The organism is Cupriavidus taiwanensis (assembly GCF_900250075.1).
Taxonomy (GTDB): Bacteria; Pseudomonadota; Gammaproteobacteria; order Burkholderiales; family Burkholderiaceae; genus Cupriavidus; species Cupriavidus taiwanensis_C.
The window spans coordinates 1,064,925-1,088,046 of sequence record NZ_LT977070.1 but is presented as its reverse complement, the minus strand read 5'-3'; the positions used below and the strand labels follow the sequence as shown (position 1 = coordinate 1,088,046).

Genomic DNA, 23,122 nt, shown 5'->3' with positions numbered 1-23,122 from the left:
GTCGCCCCCTCCCCGACTTCCATCAGTAGCAAAAAGAGGTTTTGTCATGTCAGTCACGAACCACCGGGGGCGCGTGCGCGCCAGCCTTGCTCGTCTTGCTGCGCCGCGCTGCCCGCGCAGGTGCCCGCCGCTCGCGCTGTCGCATTTGCTGATGGGTGTGCTGGTCACGTTCCAGCTACAAGCGGTCAGCGCGCAGGAGGCTGGCACGTCCGGCGGTGTCACCGCACCCCGGCCGGCAGCGCCGACCCTGCCGCAGGTGACCGTCAGCGCCAGCGCCGAGCCAGACCAGGTCCCGCCGCCGTATGCCGGCGGCCAGGTCGCCCGCGGCGGCAGGCTCGGCATGCTCGGCGACACCACCATCATGAAGGCGCCCTTCAACCTGACCAGCTACACCGCCGAACTGATCCAGAACCAGCAGTCCGCCACCGTGGCCGAGGCGCTCAGCAAGGACCCCTCGGTGCGCGCCACCGGACTGGCGGGGGCCAATATCGACACGTTCTACATCCGCGGCTTTCCGATCAATGAATCCAACTCGGGGGAAATCGCCTTCAACGGCCTGTATGGCATTGCACCCAGCTACCGCGTATTCACCGACTACGCCGAACGCGTCGAGGTGCTGAAGGGTCCCGCCGCGCTGCTGTACGGCATGTCGCCCAACAGCGGCGTCGGCGGCGTGATCAACATCGTGCCAAAGCGCGCCGGCGATGACCTGACCCGGTTCACCGCCAGCTACGCGTCGGACACGCAATTCGGCGGTCACCTGGACGTGGCACGCCGCTTCGGCGAGGACCGCGAATGGGGCATCCGTGCCAACGGCAGCTACTACAACGGCGACACCACCGCCGACAACCAGTCGCGCAAGGCGCCGGTGGGGGCCCTCGCGCTGGACTATCGCGGCAAGCAGCTGCGCGCGTCGCTGGACGTGCTGGCGCAGGAGGAGCGCATCGATGCGCCGGGGCGGCCGCTGATGATTTCGCCCGGGCTGGCGGTTCCGGGAGCGCCTGACGGCCGGCGCAATGTCACGCAGCCGTGGGAGTACTCCAAGGGCCGCGAGGAAGCGGTGCTGTTCCATGCCGAGTACGACATCAACGATTCACTGACGGCGTTCGCCAGCGCCGGCGGCGGGTGGAGCCGCGTCGACCGGGTCTTCGGCACCACGCCGATGATCACCAATGCGCAGGGCGATACCCTGAGCACACCCACCTTCTACAAATTCAAGGTCGACCGCGGCACCTTCGACGGCGGCTTGCGCGCACGCTTCGCCACGGGTGCGGTCAAGCATGCGGTCACGCTGCAGGCCAGCGCCTATACCGAGCGCTTCGACCGCGCGTTCACCTCGGGCACGCCGGTGGCCTCCAACATCTACGATCCGGTGACGCAGCCCGCGCAGAACCTGCAGGCGCCTTCGACGGTGCCGCGCTTCACCGCCACCGACCTGAGCGGCGTGGCGCTGTCCGACACCATGTCCTTCCTCGACGAACGCGTGCTGCTGACGCTGGGCCTGCGCCAGCAACGCGTCAGGACACGCAACTACAACCAGGCCACCGGCGCGGTCTCGACCTACTACGACGAAAGCGCCACCACGCCGATGGTGGGCCTGGTGGTGCAGCCAACGCAGCACTGGTCGGTCTACGCCAACTACATTCAGGGCCTGAGCCGCGGCGACGTGGCGCCGCCCACGGCCAGCAACGCCGGCGAAGCCTTTGCGCCATACAAGGCGGACCAGTACGAGATCGGCACCAAATTTGACATCGGCCGCTTCACCACAACGCTGGCGGCCTTCCAGATCGCCAAGCCCACCGGGCAGCTCGATAACAACGTGTTCTCCGTCAATGGCGAGCAGCGCAACCGCGGGCTCGAGTTCAACGTGTTCGGTGAAGTGGTGCCGCGCGTGCGCCTGCTTGGCGGCGTCACGCTGATCGACGGCGAGATCACCAGATCCCCGACCGCGGCCAGTGTCGGCAAGACCGCGATCGGCGTGCCGGAAGTGCAGGCCAACCTCGGTGCCGAGTGGGACCTGCCGTGGGTACCGGGCCTGACGCTGACCGGCGCCATGCTCTACACTGGCCGGCAGTACGTGAACCAGGCCAACACCGCCAGCCTGCCGGCCTGGACGCGCTTTGACGTCGGCGCGCGCTACACCACCAGGATCGGCGGCAAGGCCACCACGTTCCGCGCCAACGTGCTCAACGTGTTCGATCGCGACTACTGGGCAGGCGTGACCTCATGGGGTGGCTTTTCGCTGGCGGCGCCGCGCACGGTGCTGCTGTCGGCCACGGTGGATTTCTGAACGGCGGCGACTGCGCGAGACACGGCATGCACGACCAGGACTCCCAGATCCGCGTCACCCAGCTGTCGCAGGTGGCTGGTATCGCGCTGGGGGGCTGGGGTACGCAGGCGCTCGGCCTGCAATCCACCTACTTCCTCGTTGCCGCGGCCTACGCCGTGGCGGTGGTACCGATGCTGGCCGCGCGCATGCATGTGCCGGCGCGGGTTGTGCCGGGGCATCCAGCGCAGCGCGGCTAGACCCAAACAAAAACCCCCGCGGACTCGCGCCCGCGGGGGTTTTTTCATCGCAGCCTGCCCTCGCGGGCAGTTGGCCGGGGATGGATTACATCATGCCTTCCATGCCGCCCATGCCGCCCATGCCGCCCGGCATTGCCGGAGCCGACTCTTCCTTCGGCGTTTCGGCCACGGCGCAGTCGGTGGTCAGCATCAGCGAAGCCACCGAAGCGGCGTTCTGCAGTGCGGTGCGGGTGACCTTGGTCGGGTCCAGCACGCCCATTTCGACCAGGTCGCCGTACTCGCCCGAGGCGGCGTTGTAGCCGTAGTTGCCCTTGCCTTCGATCACCTTGGCAACGACCACCGAAGCTTCTTCACCGGCGTTCAGCACGATCTGGCGCAGCGGCTCTTCCATCGCGCGCAGCACGATCTTGATACCGGCGTTCTGGTCGGCGTTGTCGCCGGTCAGTGCCGAGATCGCGGCGCGGGCGCGCAGCAGGGCCACACCACCGCCGGGGACGATGCCTTCTTCCACCGCAGCGCGGGTGGCGTGCAGGGCGTCTTCCACACGGGCCTTCTTTTCCTTCATTTCGACTTCGGTGGCAGCGCCAACCTTGATCACGGCAACACCGCCGGCCAGCTTGGCCACGCGCTCTTGCAGCTTCTCACGGTCGTAGTCCGAGGTCGCTTCTTCGATCTGGGCGCGGATCTGCTTCACGCGGCCTTCGATGCCAGCAGCGTCACCGGCGCCATCGATGATGATGGTGTTTTCCTTGCCGATCTCGATGCGCTTGGCCTGGCCCAGGTCGTTCAGGGTCGCCTTTTCCAGCGTCAGGCCGACTTCCTCGGCGATGACAGTGCCGCCGGTCAGGATGGCGATGTCTTCCAGCATGGCCTTGCGGCGGTCGCCGAAGCCCGGGGCCTTGACGGCGGCGGTCTTCAGGATGCCCCGGATGTTGTTGACCACCAGGGTCGCCAGGGCTTCGCCTTCGACGTCTTCAGCGATGATCAGCAGCGGGCGGCCAGCCTTGGCCACTTGCTCCAGCACCGGCAGCAGGTCGCGGATGTTGCTGATCTTCTTGTCGAACAGCAGCACGAACGGGTTGTCCAGGGCGACAACCTGCTTTTCCGGGTTGTTGATGAAGTACGGCGACAGGTAGCCGCGGTCGAACTGCATGCCTTCCACGACTTCCAGCTCGTCGGCCAGCGACTTGCCGTCTTCGACGGTGATCACGCCTTCCTTGCCGACCTTGTCCATGGCTTCGGCGATGCGCTCGCCGATCGAGGCGTCGCTGTTGGCCGAGATCGCGCCAACCTGGGCGATTTCCTTGCTGGTGGTGGTGGGCTTGCTGATCTTCTTCAGCTCTTCCACGGCGGCGCCGACAGCCTTGTCGATGCCGCGCTTCAGGTCCATCGGGTTCATGCCGGCGGCGACGAACTTCATGCCTTCGCGCACGATCGACTGGGCCAGCACGGTTGCGGTGGTGGTACCGTCACCGGCGTTGTCGCTGGTCTTGGAAGCCACTTCCTTGACCATCTGGGCGCCCATGTTCTGCAGCTTGTCCTTCAGCTCGATTTCCTTGGCCACGGACACGCCGTCCTTGGTCACGGTCGGGCCGCCGAAGCTGCGCTCCAGCACCACGTTGCGGCCCTTCGGGCCCAGGGTCACCTTGACTGCGTTGGCGAGGATGTTCACGCCTTCGACCATCTTGGCACGGGCGGCGTCGCCAAACACTACGTCTTTTGCTGCCATGTTCTGAATCTCCTGAAATCTGTACGGGTGGGGCTACAAGTAACGGATTACTTGTTGACCACGGCCATGATGTCTTCTTCGCGCATGACCAGCAGTTCCTGGCCATCCACCTTCACGCCCTGGCCGGCATACTTGCCGAACAGCACGCGATCGCCGACCTTGACGTCCAGGGCGATGTTGTTGCCCTTGTCATCCTTCTTGCCGGGACCGATTGCCAGCACTTCGCCTTGATCGGGCTTCTCGGCAGCGTTGTCGGGAATCACGATACCGGACGCGGTCTTGGTTTCGTTGTCCAGACGCTTCACGATCACGCGGTCGTGCAGAGGACGCAGATTCATACGGACTCCTAGATACAAAGTGAGTTTTTGATCACAAATCGGCCGGCTACCGAGGCGACGGCCGTCAGAAATGTTCAGGTGTCGCAGAGGGCTGTTAGCACTCACCCCTGACGAGTGCTAATTATAGGGACGGGGTAGGGGCATTTCAAGACAGGCGCTGGATGCGGGTTTTCCCGGAGGACGGGCGCAGCTGTCGAGATTCACTCAACTTTGAACTTCGTTCGCTCAACTCTGAACTGCCCTGATCGTCACTTGGCTTGTATCCCTTTATTTTTCAATGGGTTAGGTACCCCCCCCCGCGGGGCTACAACTCGACAAGAACCGACCGCAGTCACGCCGCCCTCAGGCCGGCACTCTTACTGCTAACCCATCTGGAAAGAAGACACACCTGCATTCATGCTGTATATATGTACAGTATGAATGCAGGTGTGTCGTCCACTCACATTTGGTGAGGGCTCCGACGGCTCGATCGAGGAACTGTTCCCTGCTTAGTAATTGTGATCTTCCGGATACACTCCATCGGCGACAACTCAAACAGCAGAGTCATGGACAACTTGCAGAGGGGTGTATCGATACTGACTCAACGACAGGATGTCGTTCCATTCGTTGAGCGTGTTAGAAGCGCGGCCGATTCAGCCAAGGACGCGCTCGGTTTTTTCCCAAGTTCGGTCTATCTAGAGTACGCGACCAAAGGAAACCTCTTTGTCGCGGCAAACGAGAATGGCGACGAGCGTCAATATGCGGGACATCTACTCTTTGACCTTAGACAGCCAAGGGCAAAGATACTCCAGGTTTTTGTCGCCCCAAGCTTCCGCGGATTAGGGTTAGGTGAAAGGCTTGTTGAAAGACTCAAACGACATCTGACAGATCTCCAGTACGTCTCGATTGAAGCGCGTGTGGCGGAAGATTTATCCGAATCGAATCTGTTTTGGGAAGCACAGAATTTCTATGTTCAGCGCGTTGAGCCCGGAGGAGGCAGCCGCGGTAAGCGGAGGCGCATGATCGTGGTACGGAACCATGAACTTGCCTCACCACAACTCTTCGGTGTAAGCGGAATCAGCTCAATGAATCCACTTGGTCTCGATTTCGTTGCAGGAACTGGCAAGCCAACGTATCTCCTGGATATGAACGTCTTGTTCGATCTGGGACCTCGAAGACAGCGACGCAACGATGTCGTCAACCTGTTTCGCGCGGAGCGAATGCAAGTATGTAGCCTTGCGATCAGCTCCGAAATTCGCAACGAACTGGCAAGGTCCTGCCCTCCGGGCAAGACCGACCCTATGCAAGACTTCGCATCGATCCTGCCCGCATACCCGGTACTCGAGGATGGATCCGAACAGCTCACCACAGAACTTGAAGCGCTCGTATTTCGCGAAAGAAGCCAACGCAACGCACTTACCCCTAACGATAGATCCGATCTAAAGCATCTAGCAACCGCAATCTCCCATGGACTGGAGGGTCTGGTAACGAGTGACGCAACCATCTTGGGCGCCGCAGGCGATCTTCGAGACAGGTATGGAATTGATGTTCTATCTCCTTCGGCGTTCACTCTTCAGGAGCCACACCCCGTCGAAATCACAGCGTTTGGAACCAAACCTGATCGGGTCTTAACGTTTAACGAAGCCCAGAGCACTGACGACGCAGACATCAGAGCCATGCTGTCTAAGTGGAACGTCCCCCCGTCACAACAATTGGCGGAATGGGCAACGGTAGACAGTTCCCCGCAGACGATCCGCCGCTACGTTGCACGAAGTGACGACGGCATTGTCGGCTACTTGACTTGGCGCCACACGATTGACCAGAAAACTATCATTGCGATGGTGGCCATTGAGGAACGATCCGCGGCTGCAACTGACTGCGCGCGGCTGATGTTGAGTAAACTTAATGAACAAATTCCTTCCGATGCCATCGTGCTCATCCGCTTGGGGTTTCCAGCTTCGCAATCGCTTATGCGCGCCGAAGCCCACTCCCTCGGATTTACTGCCAGCGACGGCTATCAAGCTCAGTTACAAAAGATTGTCATTAATGGGCTAGTGACCGACAAGAATTGGCAGCAGAAACGAGAAGCGTTACTCGCAGCCTCAGGAGTTCGCTTGCCACAAGACTCGCCCGCGTTTAGAAGCGTCAATCAACACATTGAGGTCTACACTGCGAATGGCAATAGGACTCACGTTCCACTCCTGAAGCTCGAAAGCATGCTTGCACCCGGCTTGTTCTGCCTGCGCGGGCGCCAAGGGGTCATTACACCGGTTCGCAGACAGTTTGCCGAACACCTTCTCCAGCATCTGCCCCAAGGATCTCTGCTCCCTCAGCCACGAGTGCAGATGTATCAGCAGCGCCACTACCTCAGCCACCCAAAGACGCTCTCGAAATTTGCGGTTGGGACACTGATGTTCTTCTATGAGTCCCAGACAAAAGGAGGGTTGGGAGGAATTGTTGCCGTAGGTCGAGTAGTACGCTCCTACCTGCAGGATCGAGATGCTATGGGGCATGCAGAGTTGGACGCGTCTGTATTCGAGCCAGATCAACTCGAATCCATCGGAAAGACAGACACTCGTACAGTCACCGTGTTCGACAATCTGAATATTCTTCCGCGCCCTGTCTACGGCGAAACACTGCGACAACTAAACTGCGGCACCCCCGTTAAGCTACTCAGCACTCAAGCTATCGATAGCAATCAAGTTCTAAGTATTCTTGCAAAGGCTTATGGATATGAGCACGAATGACCATGTCCTGATTTCGCTCGACGAGCGGCATGCAAACAATATCCTGGCTGGAACAAAGCGCGTTGAGTTGCGAAGACGAACTATGCATGTTGTCAGCGGGACCGTTGTCTGGCTCTATGTCAAACAACCAGTAGGTAGCGTAGTGGGCCGCGCTGTGGTTGCGGCAACTCATACGCTGACTCCGAGCCAGATCTGGCGACGGTTTGGTCAATGCTCTGGCCTGAAGAAGGCTGAGTTCTTCGACTATGTGGAAGGCCTAGAAACAGCTTTTGTCCTTGAACTGAAAGATGTGCGACGAATGCAGGACCCTGTCCCACTTGATGCCCTTCGAGACGCCTCTTCCAGATTCCATCCGCCTCAGTTCTTCACCCGAATAGACGCGACGAGTTCCTTGACCCGCGTTATGGCGTCGAGAATGTAGGTGCAATGAACCCATGCCTACAGCCGGCAGCAAGCTTCTGCATTAGTGCCTGCCCGCCTGACAAGCGAGTCGACTCCGCTAGTGACGTAGTTCTTCTTTTAGCCGTGACCAGCCTAGCTAGCCCATCACCATTAGCCGCGACGGGGAGCACGTTCGCTGGGAAAGGACGCGCGCGGCAAACCGTTACACGACGCACTGCGGCCCTTGCGGGTTCAATATTGTGGCCGCAGCGGAGCAGCAGTCCCCGCCTCTATTGAAACGCCGTGCAGCCTTATTCAAAGGAAGCTCTTGCTCCCGGCACCAGCCAACTCGTGCTTCTAGGGTTGGCCCAAGGTCACGGAGATGCGGCTTTCCTGTGGGCTGACGGCCGAGAACGGCCATCTTCCGCCACTCGCCTGCCTGCGCCGACAGACACTCCAATGGCCGCTCCATAGTTAAAGGCGGTCGCTCATCGCTGATCCGACGACAATCGCGGCAATCTGCGGGCGAAGGAACAATTGAAGCCGATGCCTTTTTGCACGACCAAATCCGTTCACTCCCACATCCGGAGAGGACGACATAAGCGGCGTGATGTCGGTTCTTCGTTCTCGCTGCACCCCAACTAACGAACTGGCCGCGCTGCAAACTTGCCAGCTCAGAGGGATCGTAAGCATTCCCCTTTAGTCAGGCAAAAACGTACTGAGCCGATGCGAGTACGGCATAGTGATCAGGTTGCCTGCGTCTTGCCGCCGCCCATTTCGCGATACAGCTATAGGTATCGACAGTGTTCCGCTACCCTGCCGAACCGGATCCGCTAGGTTCTTGCATGGCCAAGCGGCGTAGCGCTTCCGTGTCCGCTGTATCAACCCGCGCATTCGCACGCGGGCGACATGCCAGGCGATGGTGGCAGTGGCTTCTGCTGGCAGATTGGTCGGCACACCGTCTTCGGAACCACTGTGAGGCTGCATCATCTGTCTCCTTCGGACGGGTCAGTGGATGCCAGCGTGGTCCCGGAACCGGTGCAAGTCAATGCAACCGGTCAAAGGCTCCCGCCTGTCGGAATGCGGCCGGCATCTCAGAGGTTCTCCTGGTAGAACGGCCCGAGCTTTGCCATGGCCTGTTCAACATATTCCGGTTGGTCGTACAGGTCATAATGGCTTGCCCCTTCCACCACAAACAGGTTCTTCCGCTCGGAACGCGCACGGCTGAACAGTTCGTAGCCATCACGCAGCGAGCCGAAAGCCCCGGGCTTGCTGCCCACCACGATCTGCAGCGGCTGGGTCAGCAGGTGTTCAGCCAGGTGGAAGGCATCGAAACCCACCGCCGCCTGTAGCCCGGAGAAGCGCAGCTTGTTGGGAGAGCCCGGCTGCTGCCCGCGCGGCGTGGTGTAGTACTCGACCGCCTCGACGATATCGATGTCGGTGATCCCGGCCTTCTCCCTTTCCGCCACCGAGGCGGGGATATAGGTGACGATCGCCGGCTCCGCGCCGCGGGCCTCGGCAGTGCGTTGCCTGCCAATCGCTTCAAGCGTCTTCAGTGCCGCATCCGGGGACTGGTCGCCTTCGCGCATGATGCGGCCGTAGTTGGCCGCCACCACTGTGCCCACCGCCTTGATCCGACGCTCGGTCATCGCGGCATTGACGGCGTACCCGCCTCCGCCGCAGATCCCCAGCACGCCGATGCGCGCTTCATCCACATAGCCCAGCGTCACCAGGTAGTCCACCGCGCAGCGGAAATCCTCGACACGGGAGGCCGGGTCTTCGAGGTAGCGAGGCTCGCCGCCACTCGCGCCCTGGTGCGAGGCGTCGAATGCCAGCACAACGTAACCCAGCGCGGCCAGCTTTTCGGCATAGATCGCGGCGGTCTGCTCCTTGCAACTGCTGATCGGGTGGGCGCACAGGATGGCGGGGTATTGCTTCTGTGCGTCGAAGCCGGCCGGGTGGTACAGGTCGGCCGCCACGGCCCAGTACTTGTTGCTGAATTTGACTGCTTTCGACATGGCATCGCTCCAGAGTCGTGAGAAGGGGAAACACGATGGATGGTAGAGGCCGGAACGCCTTGTGATAATCCAGCAGAATCCGCTTACCGCTATAAGGAGGGATTCTTAATGAACATCAACAATCTCAAGGACCTGTCAGCCTTCCTGATGGTAGCCGAAGCCTCCAGCTTTACCCGCGCAGCGGCCCGGCTTGGTGTGTCGCAATCGGCGCTCAGCCAGACCATCCGAGGGCTGGAGGCGCGCCTGGGCCTGCGACTATTCTCGCGCACGACACGCAGCGTGTCGCTGACCGAAGCCGGTGAACGGCTGCTGAACCGGATCGGTCCTGCGATGGGCGAGATCGATGCCGGCCTCGCGGAGATGGGGGAACTGGCCGGGAAGCCCGCGGGGACCATCCGGCTGACGGCAGACGAATATGCGGTGCAGAGCGTGCTGCAGCCAGCCATCGCGCGCTTCCTGCCGGACTATCCCGAGATCCGGGTCGAGATCACCACGGACTATGGCCTGACGGACATCGTTAGCGGCCGCTTTGACGCCGGAGTACGGCGCGGCCGGCTGGTGCAAAAAGACATGATCGCGGTGCGCATCGGCCCGGACGTTCCCATGGCCGTGGTCGGTGCACCGTCCTATTTCCTCAGGCATGCGGCACCGAAGCGCCCGCCTGACCTGGTTACGCACGCCTGTCTTAACCTGCGGCTGCCCACGCACGGGGAGTTTCCCTGGACGTTCATGAAGGCGGGCAAGGAGCATCGCGTCAAGGTTGACGGGCCGATGGTGTTCAACAGCATCGCGCCGATACGCGATGTCGCCGTGGCAGGCCTAGGGCTGGCCTTCCTGCCGGAGGCATACGTCAGCGAACAGATCGCATCGGGACATCTCATCCAGGTCCTGGGCGAGTGGCGCAAGACATTTGAGGGCTACCACCTGTACTACGCCAACCGGCGCCACGCCTCGTCGGCATTCTCGCTGCTGGTCGAGGCGCTGCGGTACTGAAAGACGTAGGCGACGCTCCCGCCGGGGGGCAGGTCGGAGCCGTCCCTTTCGATGTACGGGACGCTCTGTGAGGCTGAATTGACGGATGAGCGGCCGATGCCAAAACTGCCCATCGTCACCTGTAGCGCCAGTCGTGGCTGTCATCGGCGCGCACGGCGGTACATTCACCTTGCCCCGGGGAGGAAGGACTTGGCTGATCCACTCGAAGTCTGCGCTGACCACGCCGATCACGTCGACCAGGGCGACCTCACTGCCCTGACCATCGCCGAGCTGGGCGCACGGCTGCGGCGAGGCACCCTGTCTCCGGTCGCGATCGTCGAAGCCTGTCTCGATCGGATCGAGGCACTCGACACACGACTGCACGCCTTTGTCACCGTGACGGCCGACCAGGCCCGCGCCGCCGCGCGCGCCGCTGAGGTTCGCATCCGCAACGGCGGCTATCGCGGTGGCATGGACGGCATCCCCTTCGCCATCAAGGACAACATCGATACCGCAGGGATCCGCACGACATCGAATTCGCGGCTGCTGCAGGACCATGTGCCACAAGAGAACGCCCACGTGGTCTCCCTGCTGGAACAGGCAGGCGCCATCGTCATCGGCAAGGTGGCAACATGGGAGTTCGCGCAAGGCGGCCCCTGCTGGGACCTGCCTTGGCCTCCCCCGCGCAATCCGTGGGACGTTGCGTACCTAGCGGGTGGTTCGTCGGCGGGCGGGGGCGCGGCCGTGGCTGCACGCCAAGTCCCCGCGGCGGTAGGTACGGACACAGGCGGCTCGCTGCGCTATCCCGCCGCGGTCTGCGGCATCGTGGCGCTCAAGCCCACCTACGGTCGCATCAGCCGGCGCGGATTGCATCCCAACACGTTTTCGCTCGATCACTGCGGTCCGATGGCGCGCACCGTGGAAGACTGCGCCCTGATGCTCGGTGCCATGGCCGGCCACGACCCGCGCGATCCTGCCAGCATCGACGAGCCGGTGTCGGACTATCGCGGCGCACTGACCGGTGATATCAGCGGATTGCGCATCGGTCTCGTGCGCCAGTGGTATGCCGGCGTGGCCACGCTCGAGGTTGAGGCGGCCATGCATGGCGCGGTCCGGACGCTCGAGCGCCTGGGCGCGCACGTCGAAGAGGTGCGGCTCGATGCGCTGCAGGACTACATCGACTGCAAGACGATCATTGGCCTGAGCGAGCTCTACGCCGTACACGAGGGCGCCCTGAAACGCTATCCATATCTGTTCGGCCGCCCGTTCCGCAAAAGCATCATCGCCGGCGCACTGCTGCGCGCTGAAGACTACGTCCAGGCTCTGCGCTGGCGCACCGAGCTGGTCACGCGCATGTTCGCCGAGTTCCGGCAGGTAGAGCTGCTGCTGACAGCCGGCTGGATGCAGGAAGCCGAGCCGTACGACCCTGCGGCAGGCGGCCGCTTCGCACACCGGCCACCCATCACCATGCCGTTCAGCCTGGCTGGCAATCCGGTGCTGAGCGTTCCCTGCGGCTACACCGCTGGCGGGCTGCCGCTGGGATTGCAGCTGTCGGCCAGGCCGTTTGACGAAGCCACCCTGCTTCGCGCAGGCGATGCCTTCGAGCGTCACCACGGCTTGCGCGGCTTTACTCCCCCAACCCTCTGAACGGCCTGCCGCCTGCGAATATGACCCACGATCTGCTGACCCGTGACGAGATTGCCGTCCTCGCCAAAGCCGCCGGGCTTCATCTTGACCCCGGATGCTTCGACGAACTGGTCGAGGCATATCAGGCCATCGAACCGGCGCTGGCGCGCCTGCGCCGCAACCGGCCGCGTGCCGACGAGCCGGCACACGTCTACGACCCCAGGAACTTCATGCCAGCCCCCTCTCGCGACTGAGGGACCGCCGGCTTCGACCGATACGAATCGCTGTTTCGAAAACGGCCAGTTGGCGCGACAGCGACCCCTCACTACCCTTGCTGCGGGCGTTCCAGGTCCCGCATCGGGGCGTGCTGGCATCGCTCAACGTAGCACCCATAACACGGCAAAGAGGAGACACCATGCATCAAGCAACGCTGCCAACCCGAAGCAGTCTGTCCGTCGTCATTCTATGTTTCCTGACGCTCGTGGCCGATGGCTATGACCTCATCGTCTACGGCGCCACCATTCCGCGCCTGCTGGAAGAGCCCGGCTGGGGCCTGAGCCCCGCCGCGGCAGGCATGATCGGAAGCTGGACCCTGGTGGGCATGATGGTTGGCCTGGCGGCGGCCGGCCCCCTGACCGATCGCGTCGGCAGGCGCAAGCTGATCATGATCGGCGTGCTGTGGTTCTCGCTCGGCTCGGTCGTCTGCGCGCTGGCGACTTCCCCGCTGTTCCTGGGAACGGCCCGCTTCCTTACCGGCATCGGGCTGGGTGGCGTGGTGCCCTCAGCCGTGGCGCTCACGGTCGAATATGCGCCGCGCAACCGGCGCCAGTGGTACAACGCGCTGACGCTGACTGGCTATTCGGTGGGCGGCATCATCTGTGCCTTCGTCGCCATTGCCCTACTGCAGTCGCATGGCTGGCGCACGCTCTATGCGCTGGGCGGCTTCTATGCGCTGATCCTGCCGGTGATGTACGTGGCCCTGCCCGAGTCGGTCAACTTCCTGGTCGACCGCGGCCGCATGGATGAGGCGCGCAAGCTGGCCACGCGCTATTCGCTCGATTTCGACCAGATCGTGCGCGAGCAGGAGGCGCAGCGCCGGTCGCAGGACAAGGTCGCAGGCGCGCGTGGATACCGCCTGCTGCTGTCGGCCGATTTCCGCGCTTCCGCGATGCTGTTCGCGTTCGTGACTTTCTGTGTGCAGCTGATCGTCTATGGGCTGAATGCGTGGCTGCCGCAGCTGATGCGCAAAGCGGGCTATCCGCTTGGCTCTTCGCTGCAGTTCCTGCTGGTGATGCAGCTTGGCGCCGTGGTGGGGATGCTCGGTGGCTCCTGGCTCGCCGACCGGCTGGGCTCGAAGCGCGTGATCATTCCGTTCTTCGCCATCGGCGTGCTGTCACTGGTTGCGCTCAGCCAGAAGCTGGAGTTCGAATGGCTGATGCTGGCGGTATTCGGCGCCGGGATCGGCTCGATCGGCACCAGCTCGCTCGTCTACGGCTACATCGCTACGCACTTCCCCACTTCCTGCCGGGGCTCGGCGCTCGGGGCTTCGCAAGCGCTCGGCCGGTTCGGCTCTGTCCTCGGGCCGCTGATCGGCGGATGGATCGTCGGCTCGAACCTGGGGATGCACTGGAATTTCTATGCGTTCATCATCCCGGCGGTGATGGCGGCAGTGTTCGTGCCGCTGATCCCGAAGACCCGGTAAAGCGTCTTGCCCCATGGAAATCTACGACTACATCGTGGTGGGTGCCGGCTCGTCCGGATGCGTGGTGGCAAGCCGCCTGTCGGCGGACCCCTCCGTGCGCGTGCTGCTGCTGGAGGCTGGCGCGGAAATGGACAACTTCTGGGTGCGCACCCCGGCGGGCGCCGGCAAGCTGTTCATGGACAAGCAGTTCAACTGGGCCTTCAATACCGAGTCCGTGCCAACGCTGGGCGGGCGCAAGGTGTACTGGCCGCGCGGCAAGGGCCTTGGGGGCAGCAGCTCGATCAACGGCATGATCTACATGCGCGGCCAGCCGGGCGATTTCGACCACTGGGCGGCTCTGGGCAATGAAGGATGGGGCTGGGCCGACGTCCTGCCCTATTTCGTCCGCTCGGAAGCGAACCAGCGCGGCGCCAATGCATACCACGGCGCCGATGGCCCGTTGCATGTGAGCGACCCCGCGGTCAGGCATCCGACGGCGGATGACTTTATCATCGCCGCGCAGAGCGTTGGCATCCCGCGCAGCAACGACCTCAACGGACCGCCCCACGAGGGCGTCGGCTACCGGCAATACACCATTCGCAACGGCCGCCGCCACACCTCGTACAACGCCTTTATTGAACCGGTACGCCACCGGCACAACCTGACCGTGCGCACCGGTGTGCGGGTGACGCGGGTGGTGCTGGAATGCGGCCAGGCAACCGGCGTCGAGGTGCTGGAGAACGGCCAGTCGCGCAGGATCGCCGCCGCGCGCGAGGTAATACTGTCTGGAGGTGCCCTCGCCTCACCGCATCTGCTGATGTTATCGGGCATTGGTGATGGCGCGGCCTTGCACCGGCATGGCATCGCGCCTGCCGTCGAGTCGCCCGGCGTGGGGCGCAACCTGCAGGACCACTGGTTCGGGTCGCTCTCATGGCGGGTCACGCCGAAAAGCTCTTACAACCACCGGTTGCGCGGCGTGCACAAGTACCTGGAGGGCGCACGCTACCTGCTCACGCATGGTGGCTACCTCGCGCTGGGGGCAGCGCCGGTGACAGCCTATGCGCGCAGCGAGGCCAGCCGTCCGGAAGCCGACCTCCAACTGACCGTCAGCCCGATGACATTCAGGTTCACGCCGTCCGGTAAGCCGGTGGTCGACGATTTTGCGGCCATCGGCGCTTCGGTGGTGCTACTGACGCCGGACTCGCGCGGTCATATGGAACTGGCCTCGCGAGATCCGCTGCAAGCGCCCGCGTTTCATCCCAACTACCTGAGCGACCCCGGCGACATTCGTCGCACCATCGCTGGCATGCGGATCATGCGAAAGATCGTCCAGGCGCAGCCGCTGGCATCGCGCGTGGTCGCCGAGATAATACCGGGGGCATCGACCGATACGGACGAGCAGTTGCTAGAGCACCTTAAGACCAGCGGCAACAGCGGCTGGCATCAGGTCGGCACCTGCAAGATGGGTAGCGATCCACTCGCCGTGGTGGACGCGCGGCTGTGCGTGCGAGGGGTGCAAGGGCTGCGGGTCGTCGACGCATCGATTATGCCCAGGATCGTCGCAGGCAACACCAATGCGCCATGCATCATGATCGGCGAGAAAGCCGCGGACATGATCCGTGCCGATGCGGTGCCTGCGCGCGCCGTCATCTCCTGATTCCGCACATAACAAAACGCTAAACCATGAAGAACACCGAGCGCACCATCCCGCTGACGCATCCCGGCTGCTTCTTTATCGACGGCCAATGGGTCCCTTCCGGCAACACCGAGGCGTTCGAGGTCCTCGATTGCAGCACCGAAGCCGTGGCCGCATCCATTGCCATGGCCGACACCGCAGACGCTGTGCGGGCTGTCGAGGCTGCACGCCAGGCGTTCGACAAGGGCCCATGGCCGCGACTGACGCCACAGGAGCGAGCAGCTTACCTCCAGAAGATCGCGCAACGCCTGGAGGCATTGAATGACGATTTCGCGCGCGGCTGGACCATCGAATCAGGCATCCTGCACAAAATAGCCCGGCCCCGTATCGGCCAGTTTGTCGGCGGGGCGTTCCGCCAGTACGCCGACATGGCGCTGACCTACCCCTTTGTCGAGCCGCATCGGTCGGCGACCGGACACCAGGCCTACAGCTTCAAGGAACCCGTGGGCGTAGTGCTGGCCATTGTCCCTTGGAATGGCCCCGCGGCACTGACCGCGTACAAGGTTGCACCCGCGCTGCTGGCGGGCTGCACGGTCATCATCAAGCCGTCGCCCGAGGCCCCAACCTCCGCCTATCTCTTCGCCCAGGTATGCGAGGAGGTCGGCCTGCCGCCCGGCGTGGTCAACATGGTGACCGCCGACCGCAACGTTTCCGAAGCCCTGGTCCGCCACCCGGGCGTGGACAAGATCACCTTCACCGGCTCGACGGCGGCGGGGCGCAGCATTGGCGCGGCGGCGGCTGAACGGGTGGCACGGGTCACGCTGGAACTGGGAGGTAAATCACCGGCGGTGATTCTGGATGATTACGACATCGACGCGGCGGCCAGGACCATCGGCGGCGCCTGCTTCGGTTACCTCACCGGACAAGTTTGCCACAGCCTGACCCGCATCATCGTCCCGCGTGCCAGGCACAACGCCATGGTCGCGGCCCTGAGCGAGATGGCGCGCGCCATGGTGCTGGGCGACCCGTTCGACGACGCAACGACCGTCGGTCCGCTGGCGACGGCGCGCCAGCGCGAGACCGTAGAGCGCTATGTGGCCAGGGGCATTGGCGAGGGCGCTACCCTGGCTGCGGGCGGCTCCCGCCCCCGTCACCTCGAGCGCGGCTTCTTCTTCGAGCCCACGGTGTTCGGCAACGTCGACAACCGTTCGACCATTGCACAGGAAGAGATCTTTGGTCCCGTGCTGTCCGTGATTCCGGCGGACAGCGAGGCGCAGGCGGTCGAGCTCGCCAACGACACCATCTTTGGCCTGAACGCCGTGGTGTTCACGCATGATACGCAACGCGCGCAGGATGTCGCGCGACGGTTGCGAGCCGGCACCGTAGGACACAACGCATCGCGCACGGATTTCTCGATTGGTTTCGGCGGCTTCAAGCAGTCCGGGATCGGGCGTGAAGGCGGAGTTGAAGGACTCAACGCCTTCCTGGAGTCCAAGACGATCGTGCTTGACCAGTTGCTTGGTTGACTGCTGCGTCCGGCAACGATCGTTTTGCGGCTGCTTCGTTGATCATCCGGCTTCTCGAGTAGTACGACATCGTGTTCGAGCGAAACGACATCCTTCTCAGCGGCGGTTTGGACACGCGATGTCACACGGGCACGAGATCGCAGGCGGCAATTCCGTCTTATGACAACAACAGCCGGGAAACATACCAAACGGTTGCTGATTGGCGGCGAGTGGGTGCCACCCCTATCGGGCAAGACGGTGCCGCCGACGAACGCCGGCATCTGCGCATTTGATATTGTCTGACTCATGGGATGCGTGGCGGAAATCCTCCGACTCACCGGTGGCAAGGGCGTGAGCTGTGCAATGGACTGCGCGGGCGGTGAAGCGCCCAGACAGCAGGCCTGCGCTGCACTCGGACATGGGGGAGGATCGCTCTAATGGCGGTCGGCGGGAATCTCAACGTCGACGCGATGAAGGACTTGATCGGCAAGCAACGGACGGTGATGGGCTCATACACATTTTCGGTGGTCGATATGAAGGAATGCGCCCGTTTCATCGCCCGTCATGGCGTGGACGTGGACAAGCTGCTCACTGACCACTGGCGACTCGAACAAGCCGACGAGGCGTATCGTCGCTTCGACGGCCAGGCTGGGGGCAAGGGCATATTCCTCTTCTGAACACGGTTACGTCATCCATCCGGCCAATGCGCGCCATCACATGGCGCGGATACCGGAATCACTAGGTTTTGGGGAGCAAAGCGCCACAGGGATTACAAGTGAGAAGGCTGCAGAGGCGGTTGGCGTGAACCGTATAGGTGGTTCCGCGCCGCATCAATTGGCAATCAACGAAATCGTGGTTCGCCGCCCCGCGAACACCTGCCGGCCCGGATCGCGTTTCGGCAATCGCCAGATCGCGAATAGGCATTTGAGCCGCGCGGCTGCCGCCTCTACTATCGGTTCCAATGGTATGGAAAACACATCGCGCGCCAATGCGAACCCATTCATGACACGTCCCGCACAGATCACGATGACCCTGGAGCGGGGCCTTCATGTGCTCCGTGCCTTCCGTGCCGAGCGCACCCCGCTTACAAACAGCGAGATCGTCAAGCGTACCGGCCTGCCGAAAGCAACGGTGTCGCGCCTGACCACCACCCTGGTCGCACTGGGCTTCCTGCGCCGCGTTGTCGGCAGCACGCAATTCGAACTCGCCCCGGCGTCGCTCCACATCGGCGACACCTACCTGGAAACCAACCCGGTCACCGATCGCGTGCATTCCTTCCTGCAGGAACTGGCGGACCGGCTCAATGTGTCGGTCGCCCTTGCCGTGCCCGATCGGCTCGACATGCTCTATATTGCACATCGAACCAGTTCGCGCATTGCGACTCTGCGCCTCGGCGTGGGCTCGCTGCTGCCGATGGGTTGGACGGCAACCGGCCGTGCCTGGCTGTGGGGCTTGCACCCCGATGCCCGGCATGAATATCTGGAAACCCTCAAGCGCGCGAATGGCGCGCGCATCGCCGAACTCGAACGCGGCATCGCCGCAGCCTTCCAGGACCTGCAGACCGTTGGAGTCTGTACTTCCCTGGGCAAGTATCAGCGCAACGCTTACGGGATCGCCCTGCCTGTCACAGTGGGACGTGCGGCCACACTGATGTCGCTGAGCTGCGGCGCGGTTGAGCTGGAGCCGGACATGGCAGCCATCACAGAACGCTTCGCGCCTGTGCTGAAGGCCGCGGCAGCCGACCTCGTCGAACTGCTGCGGGATGTCGATACGCGGATCTGACGGTCATGCCGCGGCGCCTTCCCGGGCGTCACTGCGGCATCAGTGACGCGTGCTCAAGCGCTCCTCCAAGGCATGCGCCGTCGCAGCGAGCCTCGGGCCCAACTCCCTCTCCATCCTGGCGCGATTCATGCTCGCGCTGCGTCCAACGCTAGCCAGCACCACTGAGGGATGTCCCGGCACGTTGACAGGTACCGCGACCGAAGCCAGCTCGCGCCCGCAAGGCGACATGCAGAAGCCGTACTGGTGGAGCTGTGACATGCCTTCCGCCATCTGCCTGCGCAGCGACGGCCAGTCACGGCCGCTCTTGCGCTCGACGTTGCTCTGGAGGTAGAAGCGCTCCCCTTCCGGCAATGCGGCGAGCAGCGCCCAGCCCATTGGGGACGAAGCAATCGGCACGCGGATCCCGGCGGTAAGATGCGTGTCGAGATAGACGTTCTTGCCAACCTGCGATGCATTGACGATGACATCGAGCCGGTCGCGCGCACCCAGGATGACATGGGTATCGCTGGCGTCGGCAAATTTCTGCATCTCGATGCGGGCGGCGCGTTGCACGCCGCCGCCCGAGACGCCCGCGTAGCCCAGCGTCAATGCGGCCGACGCAAGCCGGTACTTGCGCCGGCTCTCGTCGTAGCACACATAGCCGAGTGCTGCCAGGGAATGCAGCATCCGGGACACGGTAGGCGCCGGAATGCCAGTCTCCACGGCAATCTCGTGGTTGCCCATCCACGGATGGTCAGCGCTGAATGCAGCCAGCACGGCCAGGCCGCGGGCCAGCGGCACCACCCGCACGTCACCCTTGTCGAGATTACGGGTCGATGGCTTCAAGACTTGAACGGTTGCCATGACTGTCTCCATTTTCTTCGGCCCGGCCTTCGTTGGACCGAGCCGTTATTCCCGGCTGCCTGCCGCAGCTCGTCAATAAGACTTCGGCAGCCCGAGTTTGCGCTCGGCGATGTTCGACAGGATAAGCTGGGGGGTGACCGGCGCAATGTAGCCGATCCAGGCTTCGCGCATAAATCGTTCGACGTGATATTCCTTCGCGTAGCCGAAGCCGCCATGCGTGAGGATGGAGGTCTGGCAAGCGTTCAAGCAGGCCTCGGAGGCCAGCAGCTTGGCCGCGTTTGCCTCCGAGCCGCAGGAGATCCCTTTGTCGTAAAGACCGGCCGCCGCCAGCAGCATGTGGTTGGCAGCCTCGAGCTCCGCCCAGTTGCGGGCCAGCGGATGCTGGACACCCTGGTTCTTGCCGATCTGGCGACCGAAGACGACACGGTCCCTCGCGTATTGCGTGGCAAGCTTGAGCACCGCGCGGCCGATACCGACCTGCTCTGCGGCAACGAAAACGCGCTCCGCATTCATGCCGTGGAAGATATACTTCAGCCCCTTGCCCTCTTCACCGATCAGCGAGTCTTTGGAAACCGGCAGATCGTCGATGAACAACTCGTTGGTGTCGACAGCGGCACGGCCAAGCTTGTCGATCTCCCGAATCTCCACATATTTGCGGTCGAGCTTGGTGTAGAACAGGCTCAACCCTTCGCCGTGCTTCTTGACCTCCTCGACCGGCGTGGTGCGCGCGAGAATCAGCATGTGGTCAGCGACCTGCGCGGTCGAAATGAAGACCTTCTTGCCCGAGATCAGGTAGTTGCCATCGGGCTGCTTCTTCGCCACGACCTTGAGCTTGGTGGTATCAAGGCCCGTGTCCGGCTCGGTGACCGCGAAACACGCCTTGTGTTCGCCACGAACAAAGGGCGGCAGCCAGGCCTTCTTCTGCGCATCCGTGCCGAAATGCACGACCGGCTGCAAGCCGAAGATGTTCATGTGGATCGTGGAAGCTCCGGCCTGCCCGCCGCACTGGGCCACGGTACGCAAGAAGAGCGCGGCTTCGGTCACGCCAAGGTTCGCGCCGCCAAACTCCTCTGGCATGCAGATTCCGAGCCAGCCGCCACTGGCAACAGCCTCGAAGAATTCGTGCGGAAACTCGTGGTTCTTGTCCTTGTTCCGCCAGTACTCGAGCGGAAAATCCGCACAGATCTTTTCTGCCGCATCAATAATGGCGAGCTGATCGGCGCTGAGTTGGTAATCCATCGCTTTACTCCAGCAGGTGTCAGGTCAGGCCTTGTCGGCGGGGCGCAGCATCATCAGGCCGGTGCGCACGGCAGTGCAGACGATTTCATCGCGCTGATTCCTGGCAACATGCCGGAAGGTAACGATGCCGGAGTCCGTGCGGCTCTTGGAGATGCGAGTTTCGATGATCTCAGTCTCGACGCGGATGGTGTCGCCGTGGAAGGTGGGCTTGGGAAAAGCAATCTCGCCAAAGCCGAGGTTTCCCAGCGTGGTGCCCAGCGTGGTCTCGTACACCGTGATGCCGGCCACCAACGCCAGCAGGAACATGCTGTTGACCAGGCGCTGCCCATAGAACGTATTCTTGCTGTATTCGGCGTCGATGTGCAGCGGTGCGCAGTTGTAGGTCATGGCCGAGAACAGGACGTTGTCGGTCTCGGTGACGGTGCGGCGGATGGCGTGCTCGATCACCATGCCGGGCTTGAATTCTTCGAAGTAAAGGCCTGCCATTTTTCTACCTCCTTGGATGGTCACTATCAGTTGTCGAACGATCGTGCGAGCTCGATGATTTCGCGCGCCGTCTTCACATGCGCGATGTCGATGTGCTCGCCGTCATAGATGCACGAGGCGCGACCCTCGGCCTGGGCCTTTTCCAGCGCGTCGATCATTCCCTTGTAGAACGCCACTTCCTCCTCGGTGGGACTGTAGGTCGTGTTGACGATGTCGACGTTGGAGGGATGCAGCACCAGCTCGCCGCTCATGCCAAGCTGGCGGTCATTGGCGGATGAGACCTTGAGCCCTTCGAGGTCATGCACCTGCTGCCAGACTCCGCCGATGGGCAGCTTGCCCGCCGCACGTGCGGCCATGACGATGCGCGACTTCAGGTACAAGGTCTCGCGCCCTTCGAGCGACCAGACGGTCTTGAGGGCACGGGCCACATCGGCGTTCTTGGCCGTGGCGCCGACGATGGCGGGCACGCGCTCGTGCTGGGCAATCTCGTAGGCGTATTGCAGCGAGCGAGCGGTCTCCAGCAGCGGGATCACCCGGGTGTGGCCCACCGGTACACCGGCGCGGTATTCGGCCTCGGCCAGCATGGACGAGACGGTATGAATGTCCTCGGGGCCGCAAGGCTTGGAGATCACGATGCCCTCTACCACCGGACTGACGATGGCCAGGATGTCTTCGTAGTCGTATAGATGCGCGCTGCGGTTAATGCGCACCCAGATGCGCGGTTTCTGCCCGGCTAGCCAGTCCAGCTTGGACTTGACGATCTCACGCGCCTCGACCTTCTGGGCCGGCGGCACGCTGTCCTCCAGGTCCAGGATCAGCGCATCCGCTTTGGCTGCCACCGATTTCACGATCCAGTCTGGCTTGTTGCCCGGCACGAACATCATGGATCGTATCGGTTTCATGGCACTTACACTCATCCTCGTCTCCTGGTAACGATTACTGCCTTACACCCGTTAGATAAACGGCAAAAAATTTTTGGGAGATCCCGTGGCCTTGATGCTAGATGGGCCAGATGGTTTGACTCAAGTAGTGACTGACGAACCACCGATTCGCATTGCGCGAACCGGCGATGCACCGACGGCTTCAGCCCGCCGGGTGGCGTCTCGGCAATCGTTGCAGGCAGCGAAACTTGGCTACCACCTCGTTGCGCTGGTTATAGGCACGACGCTCCAGTTCGATCAGGCCGGCGTCGGGGCGCGCAGGGTCGTCGCGCTTGTCCAGCACCTCGCTCTCAACATGGATGGTGTCGCCGATGAAGACGGGCCGCGTGAAGCGCACGTCGCTGAAGGCAACGGTGCCCGGCACCAGGCCCCGTGCCAGTCCGGCCGCACCGACTCCGCATGCCAACCCCAGCAGGAGGATGCTGTTGACGGCACGCATGCCATATGGCGCGGCTTCGGCATACGCCTGGTCCACGTGCAATGGCTCCATGCCATAGGTCAGCGTGCTGAACAGGAGGCTATCGGCCTCCGAGATGGTCTTGCGGATGGCATGCCGGCAGGCGCTGCCGATGACGAAATCCTCGAAGTAGCGGCCGGTCGCGGCGTCTGACATGGGTGCATTCCCTTGAAAGACGGGACTTGCATGTGCATGCCACGACGCAGCATCCCGTCACGCCTCAAGGGTAATCAGCA

20 protein-coding genes are annotated in these 23,122 nt (G+C 62.7%); 12 read left to right on the top strand and 8 right to left on the bottom strand.

All coding sequences use genetic code 11. From position 1 onward, the window contains the following. The first annotated feature begins 46 nt into the window (after nt 1-46). A complete protein-coding gene (locus CBM2588_RS05045) occupies nt 47-2,290 on the top strand; it encodes a TonB-dependent receptor (protein WP_231942106.1) in 2,244 nt (747 codons plus the stop codon). A gap of 26 nt (nt 2,291-2,316) precedes the next feature. Further along, nucleotides 2,317-2,526, top strand: coding sequence for a hypothetical protein (locus CBM2588_RS05040; RefSeq protein ID WP_115679639.1), 210 nt, complete (start codon nt 2,317-2,319; stop codon nt 2,524-2,526). Between the two features lie 85 nt (nt 2,527-2,611). Here CBM2588_RS05040 and groL read toward each other — a convergent pair whose 3' ends face one another. Both groL and groES read right to left on the bottom strand, forming a co-directional pair. Beyond that, nucleotides 2,612-4,255, bottom strand: coding sequence for a chaperonin GroEL (groL, locus tag CBM2588_RS05035; protein ID WP_115679638.1), 1,644 nt, complete (start codon nt 4,253-4,255; stop codon nt 2,612-2,614). A gap of 47 nt (nt 4,256-4,302) precedes the next feature. Continuing rightward, nucleotides 4,303-4,593, bottom strand: a complete 291-nt coding sequence (groES, locus tag CBM2588_RS05030; RefSeq protein WP_008644494.1) for a co-chaperone GroES — start codon at nt 4,591-4,593, stop codon at nt 4,303-4,305. Nucleotides 4,594-5,138: 545 nt separating this feature from the next. On the opposite strand from groES, the gene CBM2588_RS05025 reads away from it, so the two are divergent. Together CBM2588_RS05025 and CBM2588_RS05020 are read left to right on the top strand one after the other, a co-directional pair. Beyond that, entirely contained in the window at nt 5,139-7,319 is a 2,181-nt protein-coding gene (locus CBM2588_RS05025; RefSeq protein WP_115679637.1) for a GNAT family N-acetyltransferase, read from the top strand. Continuing rightward, complete coding sequence (locus CBM2588_RS05020) at nt 7,306-7,740, top strand: transcriptional regulator (protein ID WP_115681400.1); 435 nt, start codon at nt 7,306-7,308, stop codon at nt 7,738-7,740. Before CBM2588_RS05025 ends, CBM2588_RS05020 begins: the two co-directional genes overlap by 14 nt. Before the next feature lie 1,054 nt (nt 7,741-8,794). On the opposite strand, the gene CBM2588_RS05015 is transcribed toward CBM2588_RS05020, so the two are convergent. Next, nucleotides 8,795-9,718: an alpha/beta hydrolase gene (locus tag CBM2588_RS05015; RefSeq protein WP_115679636.1), complete on the bottom strand. Its 924-nt coding sequence runs from the start codon at nt 9,716-9,718 to the stop codon at nt 8,795-8,797. A gap of 108 nt (nt 9,719-9,826) precedes the next feature. Here CBM2588_RS05015 and CBM2588_RS05010 point away from each other — a divergent pair, with 108 nt between their 5' ends. The 8 genes from CBM2588_RS05010 to CBM2588_RS04975 all read left to right on the top strand — a co-directional run bounded on the left by CBM2588_RS05010 (nt 9,827) and on the right by CBM2588_RS04975 (nt 18,920). After that, nucleotides 9,827-10,711 (top strand): LysR family transcriptional regulator, encoded by an 885-nt coding sequence (locus CBM2588_RS05010; RefSeq protein ID WP_115679635.1) that lies wholly within the window; start codon nt 9,827-9,829, stop codon nt 10,709-10,711. A 189-nt stretch (nt 10,712-10,900) separates the two neighbouring features. Beyond that, nucleotides 10,901-12,337, top strand: coding sequence for an amidase (locus CBM2588_RS05005; RefSeq protein ID WP_172583561.1), 1,437 nt, complete (start codon nt 10,901-10,903; stop codon nt 12,335-12,337). 20 nt (nt 12,338-12,357) lie between these two features. Then, the gene (locus tag CBM2588_RS05000) at nt 12,358-12,570 is read left to right on the top strand and encodes a hypothetical protein (protein WP_115679633.1); all 213 of its coding nucleotides are present in this window, start codon (nt 12,358-12,360) and stop codon (nt 12,568-12,570) included. A gap of 161 nt (nt 12,571-12,731) precedes the next feature. After that, a complete protein-coding gene (locus tag CBM2588_RS04995) occupies nt 12,732-14,018 on the top strand; it encodes an MFS transporter (RefSeq protein WP_115679632.1) in 1,287 nt (428 codons plus the stop codon). A gap of 13 nt (nt 14,019-14,031) precedes the next feature. Beyond that, complete coding sequence (locus tag CBM2588_RS04990; protein ID WP_115679631.1) at nt 14,032-15,654, top strand: GMC family oxidoreductase; 1,623 nt, start codon at nt 14,032-14,034, stop codon at nt 15,652-15,654. Between the two features lie 26 nt (nt 15,655-15,680). After that, the gene (locus CBM2588_RS04985) at nt 15,681-17,159 is read left to right on the top strand and encodes an aldehyde dehydrogenase (protein WP_115679630.1); all 1,479 of its coding nucleotides are present in this window, start codon (nt 15,681-15,683) and stop codon (nt 17,157-17,159) included. A 416-nt stretch (nt 17,160-17,575) separates the two neighbouring features. After that, nucleotides 17,576-17,815 carry a hypothetical protein gene (locus CBM2588_RS04980; protein WP_197717957.1) on the top strand — a complete coding sequence of 80 codons (240 nt, stop codon included), beginning with the start codon at nt 17,576-17,578 and terminating at the stop codon, nt 17,813-17,815. A gap of 157 nt (nt 17,816-17,972) precedes the next feature. Beyond that, on the top strand, nt 17,973-18,920 hold the full coding sequence (locus tag CBM2588_RS04975; RefSeq protein ID WP_439897426.1) for an IclR family transcriptional regulator: 948 nt from the start codon (nt 17,973-17,975) through the stop codon (nt 18,918-18,920). 39 nt (nt 18,921-18,959) lie between these two features. Here CBM2588_RS04975 and CBM2588_RS04970 read toward each other — a convergent pair whose 3' ends face one another. The 5 genes from CBM2588_RS04970 to CBM2588_RS04950 form a co-directional block, all read right to left on the bottom strand. Further along, nucleotides 18,960-19,763 (bottom strand): IclR family transcriptional regulator, encoded by an 804-nt coding sequence (locus CBM2588_RS04970; RefSeq protein WP_231942105.1) that lies wholly within the window; start codon nt 19,761-19,763, stop codon nt 18,960-18,962. A 72-nt stretch (nt 19,764-19,835) separates the two neighbouring features. Further along, nucleotides 19,836-21,002, bottom strand: a complete 1,167-nt coding sequence (locus CBM2588_RS04965; protein ID WP_115679628.1) for an acyl-CoA dehydrogenase family protein — start codon at nt 21,000-21,002, stop codon at nt 19,836-19,838. Between the two features lie 24 nt (nt 21,003-21,026). After that, entirely contained in the window at nt 21,027-21,488 is a 462-nt protein-coding gene (locus tag CBM2588_RS04960; protein WP_115679627.1) for a MaoC family dehydratase, read from the bottom strand. Between the two features lie 26 nt (nt 21,489-21,514). Further along, nucleotides 21,515-22,390, bottom strand: coding sequence for an HpcH/HpaI aldolase/citrate lyase family protein (locus CBM2588_RS04955; RefSeq protein ID WP_115679626.1), 876 nt, complete (start codon nt 22,388-22,390; stop codon nt 21,515-21,517). 181 nt (nt 22,391-22,571) lie between these two features. Then, complete coding sequence (locus tag CBM2588_RS04950; protein ID WP_115679625.1) at nt 22,572-23,042, bottom strand: MaoC family dehydratase; 471 nt, start codon at nt 23,040-23,042, stop codon at nt 22,572-22,574. Nucleotides 23,043-23,122: the final 80 nt, after the last annotated feature.